Here is a 16,374-nt window from a genome sequence, read left to right as displayed (position 1 = left end):
GTGCCAGTGCCAGTGCCAGTTAATTCATCTGGAGTGAGTGGTTTTGGCTCTTGGGGAGGGACAAAGGCTGGGTTGTGAATACGTTGACTGCTTAAGTCGATGCTAAAATGCTGATTTTCCGAATGTTCAGCAAGTGAAATTTTCGCAGTTTTAAACTGACTTATATCCTGTATCGCGGTATGTCCACCTCGAAACTGACCTGAGTGGTCTATGCCTGTTGTTTCAGTTGAACCGGTCTCTTTAACTAGCGCTTGTTGGGTTTTCGCCGTTGAGTCAGGAATATTTTCAGCTGTTTCAGATACTGCATTTAATTTGACCTGTTGCTCAACATTGCTAATGCGTTCACTTGGTGCTGTGAGAGTAGTATTATCAGCTTTTGAGGCTACCTTTTCGCTTGTTGAAGGTTGAGTTTGATGGGCGGATAAACTATGCGACGTTTTGTCTGCCACTAAATCTTGATTCAAAGCTCCTTTAACCGGTGCCGTATCTCTCAGTTCTTTGGCTTTAAGTTTCTGCGCTTGCGTATCAATTTTTTTTACTGCTTGTTTCGCTTTGTTATCCCGTTTTTTCTGCTCTGCAGCATTCACGTCAACGGTTTTATCATTCTCTTTTTGAATTTCATTATCAGAATGTATTTGGTCGGAGCCCGAAGATTGATGACCCTTATTATCCTTTGTCATGTTGGACTCCTACCTTTCGCCAAATGCTTCGTTAATGTTGGTGAACACTGGTTTCCATAAGTACTGGAAGACACTTTTTTCACCTGTCACAATATCTGCTTCGCCAGTCATTCCAGGAATTAATGCAAAACTATCGGGATTATCCAAAAAGTAGGGCTTATCAATGGCAAGCTGCACTTTATAAAATACACCGCCTTTTTCATCTTTATCTGTGCTTGGTGAAATACGTTTTACGATTCCATCTAACGCGCCATAACGGCTGTAATCAAACGCATCGATTTTGATTCTTGCTGATTGACCAACATGGACAAAGCCGATATCTCTTGGTGACAGCTTAATTTCCATCATACCCGTTTTGGTCATGGGAACAATTACAGCCACAGTCCCACCTGGTTGAATGACGCTGCCAGTTGAAGATGTTGGGATTGATTGAATGATGCCGTCAACAGGCGCGGTTACGGTGTTTTGAGATACCAGTGAGCTGGATGATTTAAGCCTTGCTGTGACACCTAATAATTCAGCTTGGGTGTCAGTACGTTTTTCACCGACTTCTTTTAATAATGAAGCCTGTCTTTGTTTGAGTTGTTGCTGCAGATTTAGCAGGTTCTTGGTGAGAACTTGTTGTTTGCTTTCCATCGCCTTTAGCTCTCGCATGTAAGAATCAAGCTTTTGCTGTGATTCTAAAATGCGTAACTTTGAAACGGCTTGCTCTTCTGTTACTGACAACATCATTTTTAACGTTTGTTCTGCGGTTTGGATTTGATCGCTAAGGGGAGGTATTTCAGTTTTCAAACCATCCAATTCCGCTTGAGATTTGGCTATTTCAGATTCTGATAGCTGCTCAATTGCCACTCGTTCATCGATCATGCGATTAAGCGAAGACTGATGCAGCTTAACCAGTTGCGGGTACTCATAGGCGAACTCATCAAAATTGGCATCGCGAGCATCAATGAAGGCTTCGTAACGTTCAATTCGCATCATTAAGTTAGCACGTTTACTGGATAGTTCTTCCTCAGCTGACAAGCTGTCTATTGAGACAAAGCTTGCCAAAATATCACCTTGTTTAACAACGTCACCTTCTTCGACTACGACAGAAGCAATAGTGCCACCAGCACGGCTTTGAATAACCTGCCTATGGCCTAACGGCACCACTTGTCCTTTGGATTTTGAAATTTCTTCTACGCTGGTAAAAACAGACCAAACCAACATGATTAAAATTGAGCCGGTGATCAATAAGATGATATTTCGAATTAATTTACGCTCAGCAGGGGCTTCAATTGCTTCTGCAAATTCATGTTCTGGCCAGACTCGATTAGCTAGTTGACGATTATCCATTGGTTGGAGACTCCTGCATGACGGTGTTAGTGGCATCTGGCGTTTGAGGTGCTTGGTCTGGAATTGGGCCTGCATAAACAACAGCACCTTTATCTAGAACAATGACCTTGTCAGCGTGTTGGATTAAATCTTGATCGTGACTAGTAAACAGTACGGTGGATTTACCTTTAAGGTTTAATAAAGTCTCTATCAACGTTGCTTTTGAAAGTGGGTTTCGGTGGGGTAATGGTTCATCAAGCAATAATAATGGCGATTGTTTTATCAGTGCGCGGGCAAGGTTGATGTAACTCCCTTCAATAGCGGAAAGCATAGCGTTATTCTCACCGAGTAAATCAACCGATAAGTCATTATTGATGCTATTAAAAAAGCTGGCCCCACCAGCGGCAATTATCGCGGTTTTAATTTCATCATCGGTTGCACCTGGTTTCGCTATCCGAATATTTTCAGCTAAAGTCCCTGGGAAAATATCAGGTTGTGATGGGCTATAAGCCACCCAATGCCTAAATATTTCAGTGTCATATTGTTTTAAATTTTTCCCATTCACGGTGACAAATCCGGCTTGTGCTTCCAACACGCCTAAGGCGCTCAGTAGCAAGGTTGATTTACCACAGGCATTGGGCCCTATAACGGCAACTAATTCACCGGGTTCTATGTCTACATTCACACCTGATAGTGCCGGCTCACCTTCAGCTTTATATCTCAGGGTTAAATGCTGAAATGAAATTGCTGGTGCTTGAGTATTATCAGGGGTGTCTAAACGTAATTCTGATTGTTCCGTTGTTGCCTGCATGAACCGATCAAACTGTTTTACGGCAACATCCATCATGGTGAATTTCTGTTGAGATGAAAATGCCAGTTGTGCAGGGCCTGTAATCCGCCAAATCATCATCACACAGGCAATTAATGCACCGGAGGAAATCGTTTGATTTAGTACTAAAAATATTCCCGTAAACACTGTGATGAGTGCAGTGAATAAACTCAGTGAATGAGCAATGGCTGCATTTAGGCCATTTCGTTTAGCATAAAGAAAATTCTGGCGACTATTTTCACGGCATTGACGAATAAATTTTGTTTGCCAGCCTTCAGTATCACCAGCCGCTTTGAGTTGCAGTAGATTTTTCGCTAGTTCGCTTAGGGTATTTTGATACTCGCCACTAATTGTTGGCGAGGCTGCCTGAACATAGCGGCTGACGACTTTCATCACCAAGTAATACAGCATCAACATGCCAATAGGCACTAATACTAGCCAGCCACTTAAAAACATAATCGCCAGCAGCGCAATAATAGTGAAGGGCAGGTCGACTAAGCCGCCGCCTCCAGGGCCAGATAAGAGCATTCTGACTTTTTCTGCATTACGCATTCTAGCGATATGATTTGAAATGCCGACGCGTGACAGTACCATTAACGGCATGTGTAATAGTCGATAAAAGGTTATCTGGGAAAGGTCTCTAGCAAATCGATTACTGGTGGTGGCAAGAATTTGCGCCCGCGCTAAGCGGGTTGATACTAATACGCCAACAGCAAGCGCTCCACCTAAGGCTATGCTGGGGAGTATGGAGGGTGTTTGACCACCAATGACTCGGTCATATACAGCCATGGTAAACAGAGGTACTGCTAACCCTGTAATACTGGACAGTAAACTCAGCCAGAAAACGGGACGATACCATTTAGTTCTCTTACTCATGTGAGCGGCGAATGCTTGAACACTCTTTTTACTACGAGGTAAGGCATCAATAACAAATAAGTATGCATCATCTGTTAGCTGAGTCATATCGACCGTTTGCCAATGATTATTCTCTAGTTTTTCGAACTGATGTCCCTGTCTTCTTGCTATAAAGGCATTGTCTTTCGCTGGGACAACTAAGAAAGGGTAGATGGTTAAATGCAGGGTACTATCTGACGGTTTAATAACAGAGAAACCAATTTGATGTTTTTTTAATAAGCGGGAAACAGCGAGAGTATTGAGATCGTTTTCAGTGTCACTAGCCACGTTACTGGCTTGAGTGTAAAGACCTAATTGTTGTAACAGCTCAACTAGTAATGGTTTTAGTTCTAAAGTCTTCATAGGATCACCTCCTGTGAATCACTATTATCCACGTGCGGCGATTTATTAGTTTCTTTAGGCTGAGCATGTCCCTCAATTGTGACAACTTCATCACTAATTTTACCGATTTCAGGGTAGTGGGATGCCGCTACAATGGTCATTTGTTGTTTCAGTTGGGCCAATAAAGTGAGTAGTTTATTTTGGGCATCGGCATCAAGTGAAATCATCGGCTCATCCAATAGCAATATCGACGGTTTTTGGACTATCGCTCTGACTATTGCAATGAGTTTAATTGCCCCTTTATTTAGCATTTGGTTGTCATTTTCACCGACTGAAGTTTGATAACCATTGGGCAATTCGGCAATTTTAGCCGTTAAGCCTAAACTGTCAGCAATTGCCATTGCTTGTGGTTCATACTCTGCTCGGAACATCGTCATATTCTCAAGTAAACTACCTGCAAATAAGGTTGGCCAAGGGGCAACATAGTTAACGGACTGTCGAAACTCTTTACTATCGTGTGCATGAAGTAAAACCCCATCAATGGTGACTTCTCCTGTATTTATCTTTTGAAATCCAGCAATGATACTGAGTAAGTGGCTAGCATGACTCAGGGGATTTGATTGCAGGGTAACTAAGGTTTTAGGGAGGATCTCTAAATTCAACTGTTGAATGACAGTGCCTAAATTACTGCTATCGACTTTTTGAAACCTAATAGGGCCGTTAGGGATTTTTTGTTGATAGATTTTTTCAGCACTAAACGCTTCGGCTGGAATGGCGGTCAAATCATCTACGTGTGACATCGCCGTTTTGGCACTCACAAGTCGAGAACGAAGGCTAATAATTGCACTTAATGGTGAGATGGCGCGACCCGCTAATATTGAACATGCAGCCAGTCCACCCGTTGTAAGCGAACCGTTAAGGACTTCTAAGCAACCTAGCATCACTAATATTAGTGTTGTTCCTTGCGATGCTGCTTGGATGACTTCTTGTAACTTAGCTGATAACCAATCGACTTGTTGCTGTTGTGCTAGTCGCTGGTGGTTTATTTTATTATAAATACTGGCTAATCGGTCTTCTAAAGATAGGGCCTTGGCTGTGGTTAGCCCTGATAACACCAGTATCAACATTCGGGTTCGTTCAGCATCTGAAAGAGCGAGATCCTCAGTGGCTATGGCGAGTTTTTTGCCAATGACATAAACCAGAGCGCCAACAAGTACCCAGACGACTATCGGAATGAATACCAGCGGGCCACCAATATAGGCAACCAATGCAAGAAAAATGAGCACAAATGGAAAATCCATGAGTGCCACAATTGCTTGCCCTGAATAGAGCTCTCGCATACTCGCAATACTGGCTAAACCATTAGTAACTTTACCTGTTCCCATGGATTCAACATGGTGATAGTCCGCTTGCATGAGCTTGTTAACCACCTTGGTTGTGGTTTCTAATTCAAAATTGGCTGCTGATGCCGCAAGTAGCCAACTGCGGCCATATCTGAGTAATAATTCCAGCAAAATCGCAATCGCCACACCAGAAACAAGAATAGTGGCAGTACCATAACCTTGATTTGGCAGAATACGATCGTAGATTTGTAGCATGGTGAATGGCAGTGCAAGCGACAATAAATTGATAAATGTCGATGACAATAATAGCTCGGGAAAGGCTTTATTCCTGGAAAATAAACTGAAGTTTTCCTGCATACAAAAAATGTCCTTTTTATCGCAATGCGTAACGACTAAGCAATCAATAAACCAATGATTTAAGCGTAGCTTGTTTTAGTCAGTTTTCCTTACCTTAATCTAACTTAGTTTAAATATTAAGCAATCAATATAACATCTTGGGGTTAAACTGATTTTTAATCAGATGCAGCGAGTTTGCTAGAAATGGCGGCATTATTACGAGGGATAAGAGAATGAGTTTGCATGAGGTACGCGTGGAGTATGTAAAGGGAGGCCGCTTATTAAAATTAATGCAAAGATAATAAAAAACCATGAGTAATAACTCATGGTTTTTAGCTGAAATGTAGACCTATCTAGACTTGATATATTCTTAAGGTTGTTGGCGAGTTGGCGCTAAGACAATTTCTCGTACACAAACATTTTGCGGCATTTCAAAGGCAAATACAGCCGCATCAGCAACTGCTGTAGGCTCGATAACGCCGCCCATGAACTCTTTCCATTCTTGGTAGCCGGCTTTAATATCTTCATCGGTTGTGTGGCTAAGCAGGGCCGTTTCAACAGCGCCTGGAGCGATAGTCACCATTCGCACATCATCCATCGCCACTTCTTCGCGGATATTTTCAGTTAGCGCATGCACAGCAAACTTACTGGCACAATATGCTGCATGGTTAGGGAATGTTTTACGACCCGCTATAGAGCTTACGTTGATAATAGTGCCTGTTTTACGGGCTTTCATATCAGCAAGCACAGCGTGAATACCATTAAGCACGCCCATCACATTGATGTTGAGCATTTGGCTCCACTGGGCAGGATCTTGTACATCTGCTTGACCAAGTAGCATTACGCCAGCGTTATTGACTAAGCAGCCAACAGGGCCAAACTTTGCTTCAGCAGTCGCAATCGCTGTTTTCATCGCTGCAGCATCAGTAACATCAACGCTAACAGATAAGCTGTTGGGCAGGTTAAGTGCTTGCATTGGTTCAACGCGACGAGCAAGTAAAAGTAGTGGGTGACCTTTAGCGCTAAATGCATTCGCCATAGCGGCGCCAATACCTGATGATGCGCCAGTAATGACAACAAGTGATTTCATGATTTTTACCTCGTTCGTTAAGTTGTGTCCATTATAGGTAATGGCTCATTGTTGATATATAATCCACAAAGAACATCATTGTTTACCTGTGGCTCCTAATAACTTGTTGATGACCACAAACTAAAATAGACATTATTATGAACTTAGACATAAATTTGATTGATATCAGAGCCTTTGTGGTGATTGCTGAGCAAGGTAACTTTACTGAAGCTGCACAGGTCTTAGGCTGCTCACGTTCGCATTTATCAAAGCAATTATTAAGTTTAGAAAAATTTCTTGGTGTTAGCCTAATTATTAGAACCACCAGAACCCAAAGACTGACAGAGCAAGGTCAGCAATTGCTGTTGCAATGCCAGCAAGCGTTAGCGCAAATCGATCAGGTGGTGGCAATGACATTAGACAGCGCTGAAACATTACAGGGCAATATTCACATTAATTGCGTTGGCGGGGTGATTGGTGAAGATATTTTAGTGGCCTTGGTGAATGATTTTATTAAACAGTATCCTGAAATTACCATCGATCTTGATTTTAGTAGCCAGCGGGTTGATTTAATCGAGGGCCATTTTGATATTGTATTTCGCATGGGCGAACTGGCAGATTCAAGCTTGGTGGCCAGAAAGCTGATGGATATCGAAAACCGCACTTTAGTCGCCCCTGAATACTTAGCGAAATATGGTCAACCGCAGCATCCAAGCGAGCTTAATAATCACCTGTGTATTACTGGCTCGATCAGCCATTGGCGCTTTGGCCATAGGCAAGATGCTCAAGCTGTAGACGTTGCCATTAAGGGCGGTTTTAAGTGTAAAAATGGCCGCGCTATGAAAGCCAGCGCCTTAGCAGGAAATGGCATTGTGCGATTACCTTATTTATATTGCGCTAATGAAATTGCAGCGGGTCAATTAGTGAATGTGTTTAATGATTGGCATATTCCCGACACGCCTTTTTATATGCTTTACCATAAAGATAAATTCCAACCAGAAAGGCTGAAAAAATTTATTCAATTCACCATGGAAAATTTTAAGCGCTATCTACCTGATTCATAAAATAACATTTAAAAAACGGCTGATTAAATTCATCTATGCCGTAAAAGTCTAACGGGATTGAAGCCTATTTTTAATTTTTTCGACTATCTTTATTAGATAATTAAAAATGAAAATGGTGAATGATGAGATCCTTAGCGCTGCTATTGTTTTTACTGCTGTTTGCGATAAATACGCAAGCGGGTCAGCTTTATTTTGAAGCTCGCAGTGATAGCATGGGCGGTACAGGTGTAGCCTCATCTAGCCGTATCGGCGCAAGTTTTATTAATCCCGCTTTACTGGCTATTTACGCCCCAAAAACCAATGAGTTCTCCTTACTGTTACCGGTTGTGGCTGCTGAAGTGGATGATAGCGACAATATGCTTGATAAGTTTGACTCACTACAAGACAGTTTTGATGACTTAGAAACGGCCATAAACGGCAATGATACTGATGATATTGCTGGTTTTCGTGATGATTTAGTTATTAATTTAAATGCCCTCAACGGCACTAACGCCTCGGTATCAGCCGCAATTGGCGCAGCATTAGTATTGCCAACTCAAACCGTGCCAATGGCGCTATTTTACAAAAGTCATCTTGACGCTATGGGCGTTGCTGATATTGCTCAAGGTGATATTGATATGCTGACTAATCTCGATCCCGCCAACCCTCCTGCAGATCTCACTGACTTAGACTCTCAAGGCATTGTATTAGCCGCCGGAGTCACAGATTTTGGGGTGGCGTTAAGCTTTCCACTATCTATAGTTAACATGCCTGTAAAAGTTGGGATTTCACCTAAGTTTCAACGCATTGATACCTATCATTACAGTGCCAGTGCCAATAACTTTGATGTCGATGATTTTGATGATGATAAATATCGAAATGATGACAGCTTATTTAACCTTGATCTTGGGGTGGCTATTGAGCCAACAGAAAGCTTAACCTTAGGGCTGTCTGCTCGTAATTTATTCAGTAAAAAAATAACCACAGTTGAAGCTCAAGGACGGACATTTGAATACCAAATTGAGCCGTTAGTCACAGTGGGAGCTGCTTATGATTGGTCCAGAGTCACCTTAACCACGGATATTGATCTGGTGGAGCAAAGCCGTTTTAGCGAGTTTGATGCGGTGCAGTATTGGCGAGTGGGCGGTGAAGTTAAAGCCACTGACTGGCTGTTTTTACGCATGGGCTACCGCCATGACTTAAAAGATAATAGCGTAGATATTTACTCTTTCGGCACCGGCTTTGCCATCGGCCAAGCCTTTAAGCTGGATATGAGCGGCAGCTATGGTGATGATGCCATTGGCGCTGTGCTGCAAACTTCTTATCACTTTTAAGCGTTATCATTTTTAGCTGTCATCATTGTTGCATTTATATCTGCCACAAAAAGATGATCGACTAGCCTGCTGATAATTCAATTAACGACTTAAGGGTTAGCAATAATGCACTTAAGCTACATAACACCATAGTGGCGATGCGAGTCTTATTTTTATCAACCTTATTGGTTAGCTTTCCTGCGGCAATATTTCCGAGTATGACAGATGGCAATAGCATCAATGACAACCACAGATGCTTTTCTTCCACTAAGCCTGCAAGCATTAAAATAATCAGTGCGATCATTGAGCTGAAAACAAAAAAGATCGATAGCGCGGCTCTAAACTGCGGCGCATCTTTACCGGCTAATAAAATCGCTAATGGTGGCCCACCAATGGCGGCAATATTTCCAAATACCCCCGACAAGACACCTGCAATAAATAGCGAAAGCCGATTTACTGGCGCTGTGATCTTAAAAATACTCAGCAACACCGCAGCGCCGACAATAAAGGCAATGGCTAACCCCAGTACTGCTTGGGGGGCAAACAGTAATAAACCTGCGCCCATAAAGCCACCAGGTATTCGCCCCAGCAGCGCATATTGCAGCCCATTAAACTCCAGTTGAGTACGTTCACGCAATAAGGTCAATAAGGCGATGGAAAAACCCATCATAATCACAGGGGCTGGGACTAATTGTGGGTCGATGATATAGAGAAGTGGACTGGCAACAACCGCAAGCCCAAAACCGATAAGGCCTTGGGTTAATGCGCCTAGAAAAATGATAACCGATGCAAGCATCAAGGTCTGCGGATCGATAAATTCCATTGTCGACTCTTTAGGCGCAATACTGCAACTCACTCTCAGCTTGAGAGCTCGATGCGTTAAATGACGAGCAGTGTTTGATTAATTGAGCAGGCTTATGCTTTAGCGCAAGTACTTTAGCGCAAGTACTTTAGCGCAAGTACTTCAGCGCTAGTCGCTAGCTTGACTTAATCAAGATCTTCCCACTCAATTCCCATGGCATCCATCAAAGCTTTTGCTTCAGATGGGATGCTATCAGGCCCTTCTTTTGATAAGTCACCGTCATTTGGCAGTGGTTGTCCAGTGTAGGCATGCAAAAATGCTTCACACAGTAGTTCACTATTGGTTGCATGACGTAAGTTATTAACCTGGCGGCGGGTACGTTCATCAGTCAATACTTTTAAAACTTTTAAAGGTATGGATACCGTGATTTTTTTAACTTGTTCATTTTTTTTGCCATGTTCGGCATATGGGCTGATATAGTCGCCATTCCATTCAGTCATTAACTCACCTTTATACGATAGATTCGTGGCAGATTTTAACCGCTAAATAATAACAGTCAAATTATTGCGGTTATTCTATAACGAATGGAAATAGATTTCTTTATGTTTAGACGTCTAAACGGCTGATTTGTATTGACGATGTGACTTAGCTTAGGTACATTTAGCCATCTAGACATCTCTTTAGTGTGTATTCTTTAGGAGTTTACAATGAGCAAACATCGCGCAGCTACGCTAGCAGTACGCCAAGGTATCGAGTCAGATACCCAATACGGCGCTGTAGTCCCGCCGATTTATCTATCAACAAACTATTCTTTTGATGGCCATAAAAACCCTAGAGAGTTTGATTATAGTCGTTCAGGAAACCCGACGCGCTGCGTGTTAGGTGAAGCCATTGCCAAACTTGAACATGGCGCTACTGGGGTGGTTACTTGTACCGGTATGGCTGCGATTACCTTGGTCACTAGTTTATTAGGCCCCGATGATTTACTGATTGTGCCTCACGATTGTTATGGCGGTAGTTACCGTTTGTTCACAAATCTTGCCAACAAAGGCCAATTTAAATTACTGGTGATTGATCAAACAGATGAGCAAGCACTCAGTGATGCGATTGCTCAGAAACCTAAAATGGTGTGGTTAGAAACGCCGTCAAACCCATTATTACGTGTTGTTGATATCAAAGCTATTGCTGAGCAAAGCCATAAAGTCGATGCCTTAGTTGTGGTTGATAACACCTTTTTATCGCCAATTTTGCAACAGCCATTAGAGCTAGGCGCTGATATCGTCATGCATTCCACCACCAAATATATCAATGGTCATAGTGACGTTGTAGGTGGCGCTGTGGTGGCAAAAGACCCTGAACTGGGTGAGTTACTACACTGGTGGTCAAACACCTTAGGGCTAACAGGCTCGGCTTTTGATAGTTACCTAACCTTACGTGGCATTCGTACTTTAGCTGTACGTATTCGCGAGCATCAAAAAAATGCTGAGCAAGTTATTGACGTACTTCAGGCCAGCAATCTTGTCGAAAAAGTGTATTATCCAGGCTTAAAAGACCACCCAGGTCACGATATTGCAGCTAAGCAACAACAAGGCTTCGGCGCTATGTTAAGTTTCGAACTTAAAGGTGGTGAAGCAGAAGTGGTCGCCTTTTTAAATGCACTGTCTATTTTCAGTGTTGCTGAAAGCTTAGGCGGAGTGGAAAGCTTAGTTGCCGTACCTGCAACCATGACCCATAGAGCAATGGCGCCTGCAGCACGGTATGAAGCTGGCATTAAAGATACTTTACTGCGACTATCTGTCGGGATTGAAGATGCTGAAGACTTGGTTGCCGATATTGAAGTAGGCTTAGCTGCTGTCGCTGCGCTTTAAGTTAATCTCCCTTGGCTATATTCATGTAGTCAGGCTGGTATATGTTGTTTAAGGAGTGAAAAATGGCCCGCAGTCATTTACATAAATTTGGTGGTTCAAGTCTTGCTGATGCAGATTGCTATCGCCGCGTTGCCCATATTTTACTGACTCATGGCAACAGTGATGATTTAGTCGTTGTTTCAGCTGCGGGTAAAAGTACTAACTTTTTATATAAATTACTCTCCTTAAGAGAAAACGGTGACTTGTGGCAAGAAGAGCTACAAGTACTGGTGAGCTATCAGCAAAACCTGATTGAGCAACTTCTCTCAAACGAACAAGCGCGCGATTTACGTGAGCGCCTATCAACCGATAAATCGCAATTAGTCAGTTTATTGTCCCTTGAAGAGCGCAATGAATTTCAGCTCAATCATGTATTAAGCTTTGGTGAGCGTTGGTCAGCACGATTAATGGCAGCCTTATTAAGAGAGTCTGGCGTTGCTGCCGCGAATATTGATGCCTGCTCACTGCTGGTGGCTGATGAAGGGCCTGTGCCGAATATTCGTCTTGATGAGTCCCGCGAAAAAGTCCAAAAGCTGCTGGATGCTAATCCAAATACACGGTTAGTTATCACCGGCTTTATCTGCGCCAACAGTAAAGGGGATACATTATTACTTGGCCGCAATGGCTCAGATTACAGCGCCACCTTAATTGCCAGCTTAGCGGACATTGAACGAGTGACTATTTGGACCGATGTTGAAGGGGTATTTAACGCTGATCCGAATAAAATTAATGATGCCAAATTACTTGAAAGCATGTCACTTGCTGAAGCCGATCGTTTAGCTAAACTCGGCTCGCCAGTACTGCACAGCCGAACTTTACAGCCCTTATTTGATACTAATGTTAGTCTCGCGGTGCGCTCAAGTTACGCATCACATACTGACTTTACCCTTATTGCGCCCCAAAGTTCGTCAGCTAGCGCTCCAGTGGTTACCAGTTTAAATGAAGTGGTGCTGTTTCGCTTTAAGCAGCAAGCGCTAATTCAAACCACACTCAAATTACTTGAGCAAGCCGGTATTGCGCCGCTAGCATATTGGTGCTCTGCCCATCATAAAGTTGAACTGGCATTCACTGCTGAAAACCAAAAGCAGGTACAAGCGTTACTGGAGCTACATAGTCATGAGCTATTAATTAGCGATATCCATGCTCATACTGATTTAGGTTTAGTCGCTTTGGTTAGTGCTGATGCAGAGCACTACCGCCGCAGCTTTGCCCGATTATTAAGTCGCGATGCCAAACCCCTGTATCAAGATGGTTTGAGTTTAGTGACCTTAGTGCCTAAATCTCAGGTTAATTTACTCACCCAAAAAGTACACCGACGCTGCGCAGGCCCGCGATTGCGTATTGGGGTATTATTGCTTGGGGTCGGTAATATTGGTGAAGCCTGGATTGATTTATTTCAGCGCTCATCCACCATGCTTAACCGTGAACTAGAAGCCAATGTGCAACTTGTGGGTTTAGTGAGTTCAAAAGAGGCGCTCATTTGCCAGCAAGGAATAGATGCCAATAACTGGCAAGATGACTTTGATACCACAGCAACAACATGGGACTACCCTAGTTTATTTGAGCAGCTTGAGCTGCTCGACTGCGATGAGCTGGTGGCCTTGGATATCAGTGCTAGCGCCAGCTTAACCTTACAATACCCAGAGTTTTTCGCTCGAGGGATTCATATGGTGAGCGCCAATAAACTTGCAGGCTCAGGGCCGTTACCTTTTTACCGTGAGCTTAAGCAGCAGCTAAGTAACCGGCGTTTATTTTGGCGTTACAATGCCAGTTGCGGCGCTGGCTTACCAGTACAGCATGCCCTAAACGATTTACGCAATAGTGGCGACAATATCGAAGCTGTTGGCGGTATTTTTTCAGGTACTTTATGTTGGCTGTTTGAGCATTACGATGGGCAAAAATCTTTTTCTGAACTCGTGGTTGAAGCCCGCGGATTAGGCATTACAGAGCCAGATCCTCGAGATGATTTATCTGGCCGAGATATGCAGCGAAAGTTACTTATTCTGGCCCGTGAAATTGGCTTTGAGATTGAGCTTGATGCCATTGAATTAAATTCATTAGTGCCAGCTGAATTAGCCGACTTGTCGTTAGATGACTTTTTAGCGCGCATTGGCGAGTTAGATGAGTTTATGTTGCAGCAATATAGTGCAGCCTTTGAGCAAAATAAAGTCTTAAGGTATGTGGCATCTTTAGATAAAGTCGATGGCAAAATGCATGCTGAAGTAGGCATTCAATGGGTCGACTCGAACCATCCCTATGCCAGTTTAACCCCTGGAGATAATGTGTTTGTCATCCGCAGCACTTTTTATCAGGGCAATCCGTTAATTATTCGCGGCCCAGGTGCTGGCCGAGAAGTTACCGCAGCAGCTGTGCAGTCTGACTTAGTACAAATCTGTAAGGATTTACTGCAGGAGTGATCCTTAAGCGCGAGTTAAACGACGATTAACTTGGTTGAAAGATTAACTTTAAAGGCCTATTCCCTAACGGAATAGGCCTTTTTTATTGTCATAAAATAGCGCTAAAAGCATAAGCTCAGAGTTAACTTCACTCCCAGTCGATTTGCTGATGATTAATCGACAACGACCTTTTCATTATCAGTCTTTAGCCTGCAAATGTTCGCTGTCTGTTCTTTGGTAAGCGTATTTGGGTTACTTTTTCTTTGGTGGAGAGTATTCAATTAAGTCACATAAAGTGGATCTGATGGACTACATTTATTATTCCAGTAGCTAAACATCATCCAAGGAGAGGGCGGTATATGAAATTCCTTTTACAAGTCATCACGATAATAGCAATAGGGGCAAGTCGTAACTTGGCTATTGCCGATATTCCTGCTCAATCTCCCAAAGAGTTATTGCAAACCGTACCCACACAGGCGCAAGTTTGTTTAACTTGCCATGGTGTTAATGGTGAGGGTTTAGGTGTTATAGGGCCTAGGTTGGCGGGTTTATCCAGTGAGTATATCGCCTCGCAGCTGGTTAATTTTCAAATGGGTAATCGACAAAGTCCCACAATGTCGGCGATGGCTGCGACAGTACAAGGTGATGCTATCCAAGTCGTTGCTGATTTCTTTGCCGCTAAAACAGTAGCTGAGATCCCATTGCAATACCGCGGTGACAAGGTTGTGATAACTGATACGGCGGAAAAAATGGCTTATCAGGGAGATTGGGGCCGCGATATACCTGCCTGTACTAGCTGTCATGGACCTTCAGGCATTGGCGCAGCCAACTTCCCTCGACTTGCAGGCCAAGAACCTAGCTATTTAAAAAACCAACTATTGGCTTGGCAAAATGGTACTAGAAAAGGTGATGTCGATAATATGATGGCTAATATTGCCGCTAAGCTGACTGCTGATGAAATTGACGCATTGTCAGCGTACTTTTCAGCTTTAAAACCTCTGGTTCAAAATGCTGCTGCTCAACAGCCTTTGGCACAAAAATAAGGACATACCATGAAACTGTTTAATTATTTAGTCGCAGGTGTGTTTATCAGTTCAGTTAGCGCTGCAGAATTACCCGATAGGCAAGCTCAGATCCCCGCTATAGCAAAAGATCCCGCAGCGCAGTATCTGCAACCTAGCGATTTATCAGCTATTCCAGAGGGTGAGTTTGGCGACAAAGTACGTTTGGGCTATCAGATATTTGTTAATACTCAGCAATTAAGAGATAAATATGTCGGCAATGAGCTTAATTGCGTTAATTGTCATATGAACGCAGGTAATAAAGCCAATGCTTCACCGCTATGGGCTGCCTATATGGCTTATCCCGCTTATCGAAAGAAAAATGACAAAGTGAATAGCTACCAGGAACGGATTCAAGGTTGCTTTACTTATTCAATGAATGGTACAGCCCCCGCATCAGGCAGTAAGGAACTTGTGGCTATCTCAGCTTATTCTTATTGGCTAGCCATGAGCGGTTTACTGAATCAATTTAATCTCGATAGCAAAGTAGCAGAGTTGAGTGATGTAGAACTGGTAAAAGGTGGCAATAGAGAAGAGTTCCCAATTCCAGCTGCAGTGAAAGCTAAATGGGATCAAAAAGCCTTAACTTCACTTGCTGGCCGAGGTTTTCCCAAGTTAGAAGCGCCAGAACAAGCTTATTCAACTGAGCGAGGCGAAATAGTTTATCAAACCCATTGTCAGGCTTGTCATGGCGTTGATGGTCAAGGCATTAAAATGGCTAATGTGAGCGCTTTACCGCCATTATGGGGGCCGCAAAGCTACAACTGGGGCGCAGGGATGCATAGAGTGAACACTGCAGCTAATTTTATCTATGAGAATATGCCGCTGGGTAAAAGTATTCAGCTAACAGTGCAGCAGGCTTGGGATGTGGCAGCTTTTGTTAATGCCCATGAAAGGCCGCAAGATCCGCGTTTTAAAGGAGACCTGCCACAAACCCAAAAAAGTTATCATCAACATGATGGTTTTTATGGCAAGCAGCAGCTTGGTAATGTTTTAGGCGCCGAAGCTTATCCAAATTTTCCTGTTAATAAGTAGGACTTTAACC

At 43.1% G+C, this 16,374-nt stretch carries 13 protein-coding genes; 6 read left to right on the top strand and 7 right to left on the bottom strand.

Annotated features, from left to right (window positions below):
* The 5 genes from BCU94_RS00855 to BCU94_RS00835 form a co-directional block, all read right to left on the bottom strand.
* Window positions 1–680 (bottom strand): hypothetical protein (locus BCU94_RS00855; RefSeq protein ID WP_133149773.1); only part of this gene is annotated, 680 nt, incomplete at its 3' end.
* A gap of 9 nt (window positions 681–689) precedes the next feature.
* On the bottom strand, window positions 690–2,015 hold the full coding sequence (locus BCU94_RS00850) for an HlyD family type I secretion periplasmic adaptor subunit (RefSeq protein ID WP_102475370.1): 1,326 nt from the start codon (window positions 2,013–2,015) through the stop codon (window positions 690–692).
* Window positions 2,008–4,080 carry an ATP-binding cassette domain-containing protein gene (locus BCU94_RS00845; RefSeq protein WP_102475369.1) on the bottom strand — a complete coding sequence of 691 codons (2,073 nt, stop codon included), beginning with the start codon at window positions 4,078–4,080 and terminating at the stop codon, window positions 2,008–2,010. Before BCU94_RS00845 ends, BCU94_RS00850 begins: the two co-directional genes overlap by 8 nt.
* Window positions 4,077–5,759, bottom strand: coding sequence for an ABC transporter transmembrane domain-containing protein (locus tag BCU94_RS00840; protein ID WP_102475368.1), 1,683 nt, complete (start codon window positions 5,757–5,759; stop codon window positions 4,077–4,079). Before BCU94_RS00840 ends, BCU94_RS00845 begins: the two co-directional genes overlap by 4 nt.
* A gap of 349 nt (window positions 5,760–6,108) precedes the next feature.
* Window positions 6,109–6,828, bottom strand: coding sequence for an SDR family oxidoreductase (locus tag BCU94_RS00835; RefSeq protein WP_102475367.1), 720 nt, complete (start codon window positions 6,826–6,828; stop codon window positions 6,109–6,111).
* Between the two features lie 137 nt (window positions 6,829–6,965).
* Between BCU94_RS00835 and BCU94_RS00830 the strand changes: the two genes are divergently transcribed.
* Together BCU94_RS00830 and BCU94_RS00825 are read left to right on the top strand one after the other, a co-directional pair.
* Window positions 6,966–7,871, top strand: a complete 906-nt coding sequence (locus tag BCU94_RS00830; RefSeq protein ID WP_102436602.1) for a LysR family transcriptional regulator — start codon at window positions 6,966–6,968, stop codon at window positions 7,869–7,871.
* Window positions 7,872–7,993: 122 nt separating this feature from the next.
* Window positions 7,994–9,184 (top strand): conjugal transfer protein TraF, encoded by a 1,191-nt coding sequence (locus tag BCU94_RS00825; RefSeq protein WP_102436604.1) that lies wholly within the window; start codon window positions 7,994–7,996, stop codon window positions 9,182–9,184.
* A gap of 61 nt (window positions 9,185–9,245) precedes the next feature.
* On the opposite strand, the gene BCU94_RS00820 is transcribed toward BCU94_RS00825, so the two are convergent.
* Together BCU94_RS00820 and metJ are read right to left on the bottom strand one after the other, a co-directional pair.
* A complete protein-coding gene (locus tag BCU94_RS00820) occupies window positions 9,246–9,986 on the bottom strand; it encodes a sulfite exporter TauE/SafE family protein (RefSeq protein WP_102475366.1) in 741 nt (246 codons plus the stop codon).
* Between the two features lie 164 nt (window positions 9,987–10,150).
* Window positions 10,151–10,465 carry a met regulon transcriptional regulator MetJ gene (gene metJ / locus BCU94_RS00815; protein ID WP_076538901.1) on the bottom strand — a complete coding sequence of 105 codons (315 nt, stop codon included), beginning with the start codon at window positions 10,463–10,465 and terminating at the stop codon, window positions 10,151–10,153.
* A gap of 207 nt (window positions 10,466–10,672) precedes the next feature.
* Here metJ and metB point away from each other — a divergent pair, with 207 nt between their 5' ends.
* From metB to BCU94_RS00795, 4 genes are all read left to right on the top strand, one after another.
* Window positions 10,673–11,833, top strand: a complete 1,161-nt coding sequence (gene metB / locus BCU94_RS00810; RefSeq protein WP_102436608.1) for a cystathionine gamma-synthase — start codon at window positions 10,673–10,675, stop codon at window positions 11,831–11,833.
* 62 nt (window positions 11,834–11,895) lie between these two features.
* Complete coding sequence (locus tag BCU94_RS00805; RefSeq protein ID WP_102436610.1) at window positions 11,896–14,289, top strand: bifunctional aspartate kinase/homoserine dehydrogenase II; 2,394 nt, start codon at window positions 11,896–11,898, stop codon at window positions 14,287–14,289.
* Window positions 14,290–14,627: 338 nt separating this feature from the next.
* Window positions 14,628–15,311, top strand: a complete 684-nt coding sequence (locus BCU94_RS00800) for a c-type cytochrome (RefSeq protein ID WP_102475365.1) — start codon at window positions 14,628–14,630, stop codon at window positions 15,309–15,311.
* A 9-nt stretch (window positions 15,312–15,320) separates the two neighbouring features.
* On the top strand, window positions 15,321–16,364 hold the full coding sequence (locus tag BCU94_RS00795; protein WP_102436614.1) for a c-type cytochrome: 1,044 nt from the start codon (window positions 15,321–15,323) through the stop codon (window positions 16,362–16,364).
* Window positions 16,365–16,374 lie beyond the last annotated feature (10 nt).

It is taken from the genome of Shewanella sp. 10N.286.52.C2 (assembly GCF_002874545.1).
GTDB lineage: Bacteria > Pseudomonadota > Gammaproteobacteria > Enterobacterales > Shewanellaceae > Shewanella.
The sequence above is the reverse complement of the archived record's forward strand: the minus strand, read 5'-3'. Positions and strand labels throughout refer to the sequence as shown.

What these genes read in the sequence shown, in the direction of transcription:
- BCU94_RS00850 (WP_102475370.1), bottom strand. Translation starts at nt 2,015, where the DNA reads ATGGATAATCGTCAACTAGCTAATCGAGTCTGGCCAGAACATGAATTT.
- BCU94_RS00845 (WP_102475369.1), bottom strand. Translation starts at nt 4,080, where the DNA reads ATGAAGACTTTAGAACTAAAACCATTACTAGTTGAGCTGTTACAACAA.
- BCU94_RS00840 (WP_102475368.1), bottom strand. Translation starts at nt 5,759, where the DNA reads ATGCAGGAAAACTTCAGTTTATTTTCCAGGAATAAAGCCTTTCCCGAG.
- BCU94_RS00835 (WP_102475367.1), bottom strand. Translation starts at nt 6,828, where the DNA reads ATGAAATCACTTGTTGTCATTACTGGCGCATCATCAGGTATTGGCGCC.
- BCU94_RS00830 (WP_102436602.1), top strand. Translation starts at nt 6,966, where the DNA reads ATGAACTTAGACATAAATTTGATTGATATCAGAGCCTTTGTGGTGATT.
- BCU94_RS00825 (WP_102436604.1), top strand. Translation starts at nt 7,994, where the DNA reads ATGAGATCCTTAGCGCTGCTATTGTTTTTACTGCTGTTTGCGATAAAT.
- BCU94_RS00820 (WP_102475366.1), bottom strand. Translation starts at nt 9,986, where the DNA reads ATGGAATTTATCGATCCGCAGACCTTGATGCTTGCATCGGTTATCATT.
- metJ (WP_076538901.1), bottom strand. Translation starts at nt 10,465, where the DNA reads ATGACTGAATGGAATGGCGACTATATCAGCCCATATGCCGAACATGGC.
- metB (WP_102436608.1), top strand. Translation starts at nt 10,673, where the DNA reads ATGAGCAAACATCGCGCAGCTACGCTAGCAGTACGCCAAGGTATCGAG.
- BCU94_RS00805 (WP_102436610.1), top strand. Translation starts at nt 11,896, where the DNA reads ATGGCCCGCAGTCATTTACATAAATTTGGTGGTTCAAGTCTTGCTGAT.
- BCU94_RS00800 (WP_102475365.1), top strand. Translation starts at nt 14,628, where the DNA reads ATGAAATTCCTTTTACAAGTCATCACGATAATAGCAATAGGGGCAAGT.
- BCU94_RS00795 (WP_102436614.1), top strand. Translation starts at nt 15,321, where the DNA reads ATGAAACTGTTTAATTATTTAGTCGCAGGTGTGTTTATCAGTTCAGTT.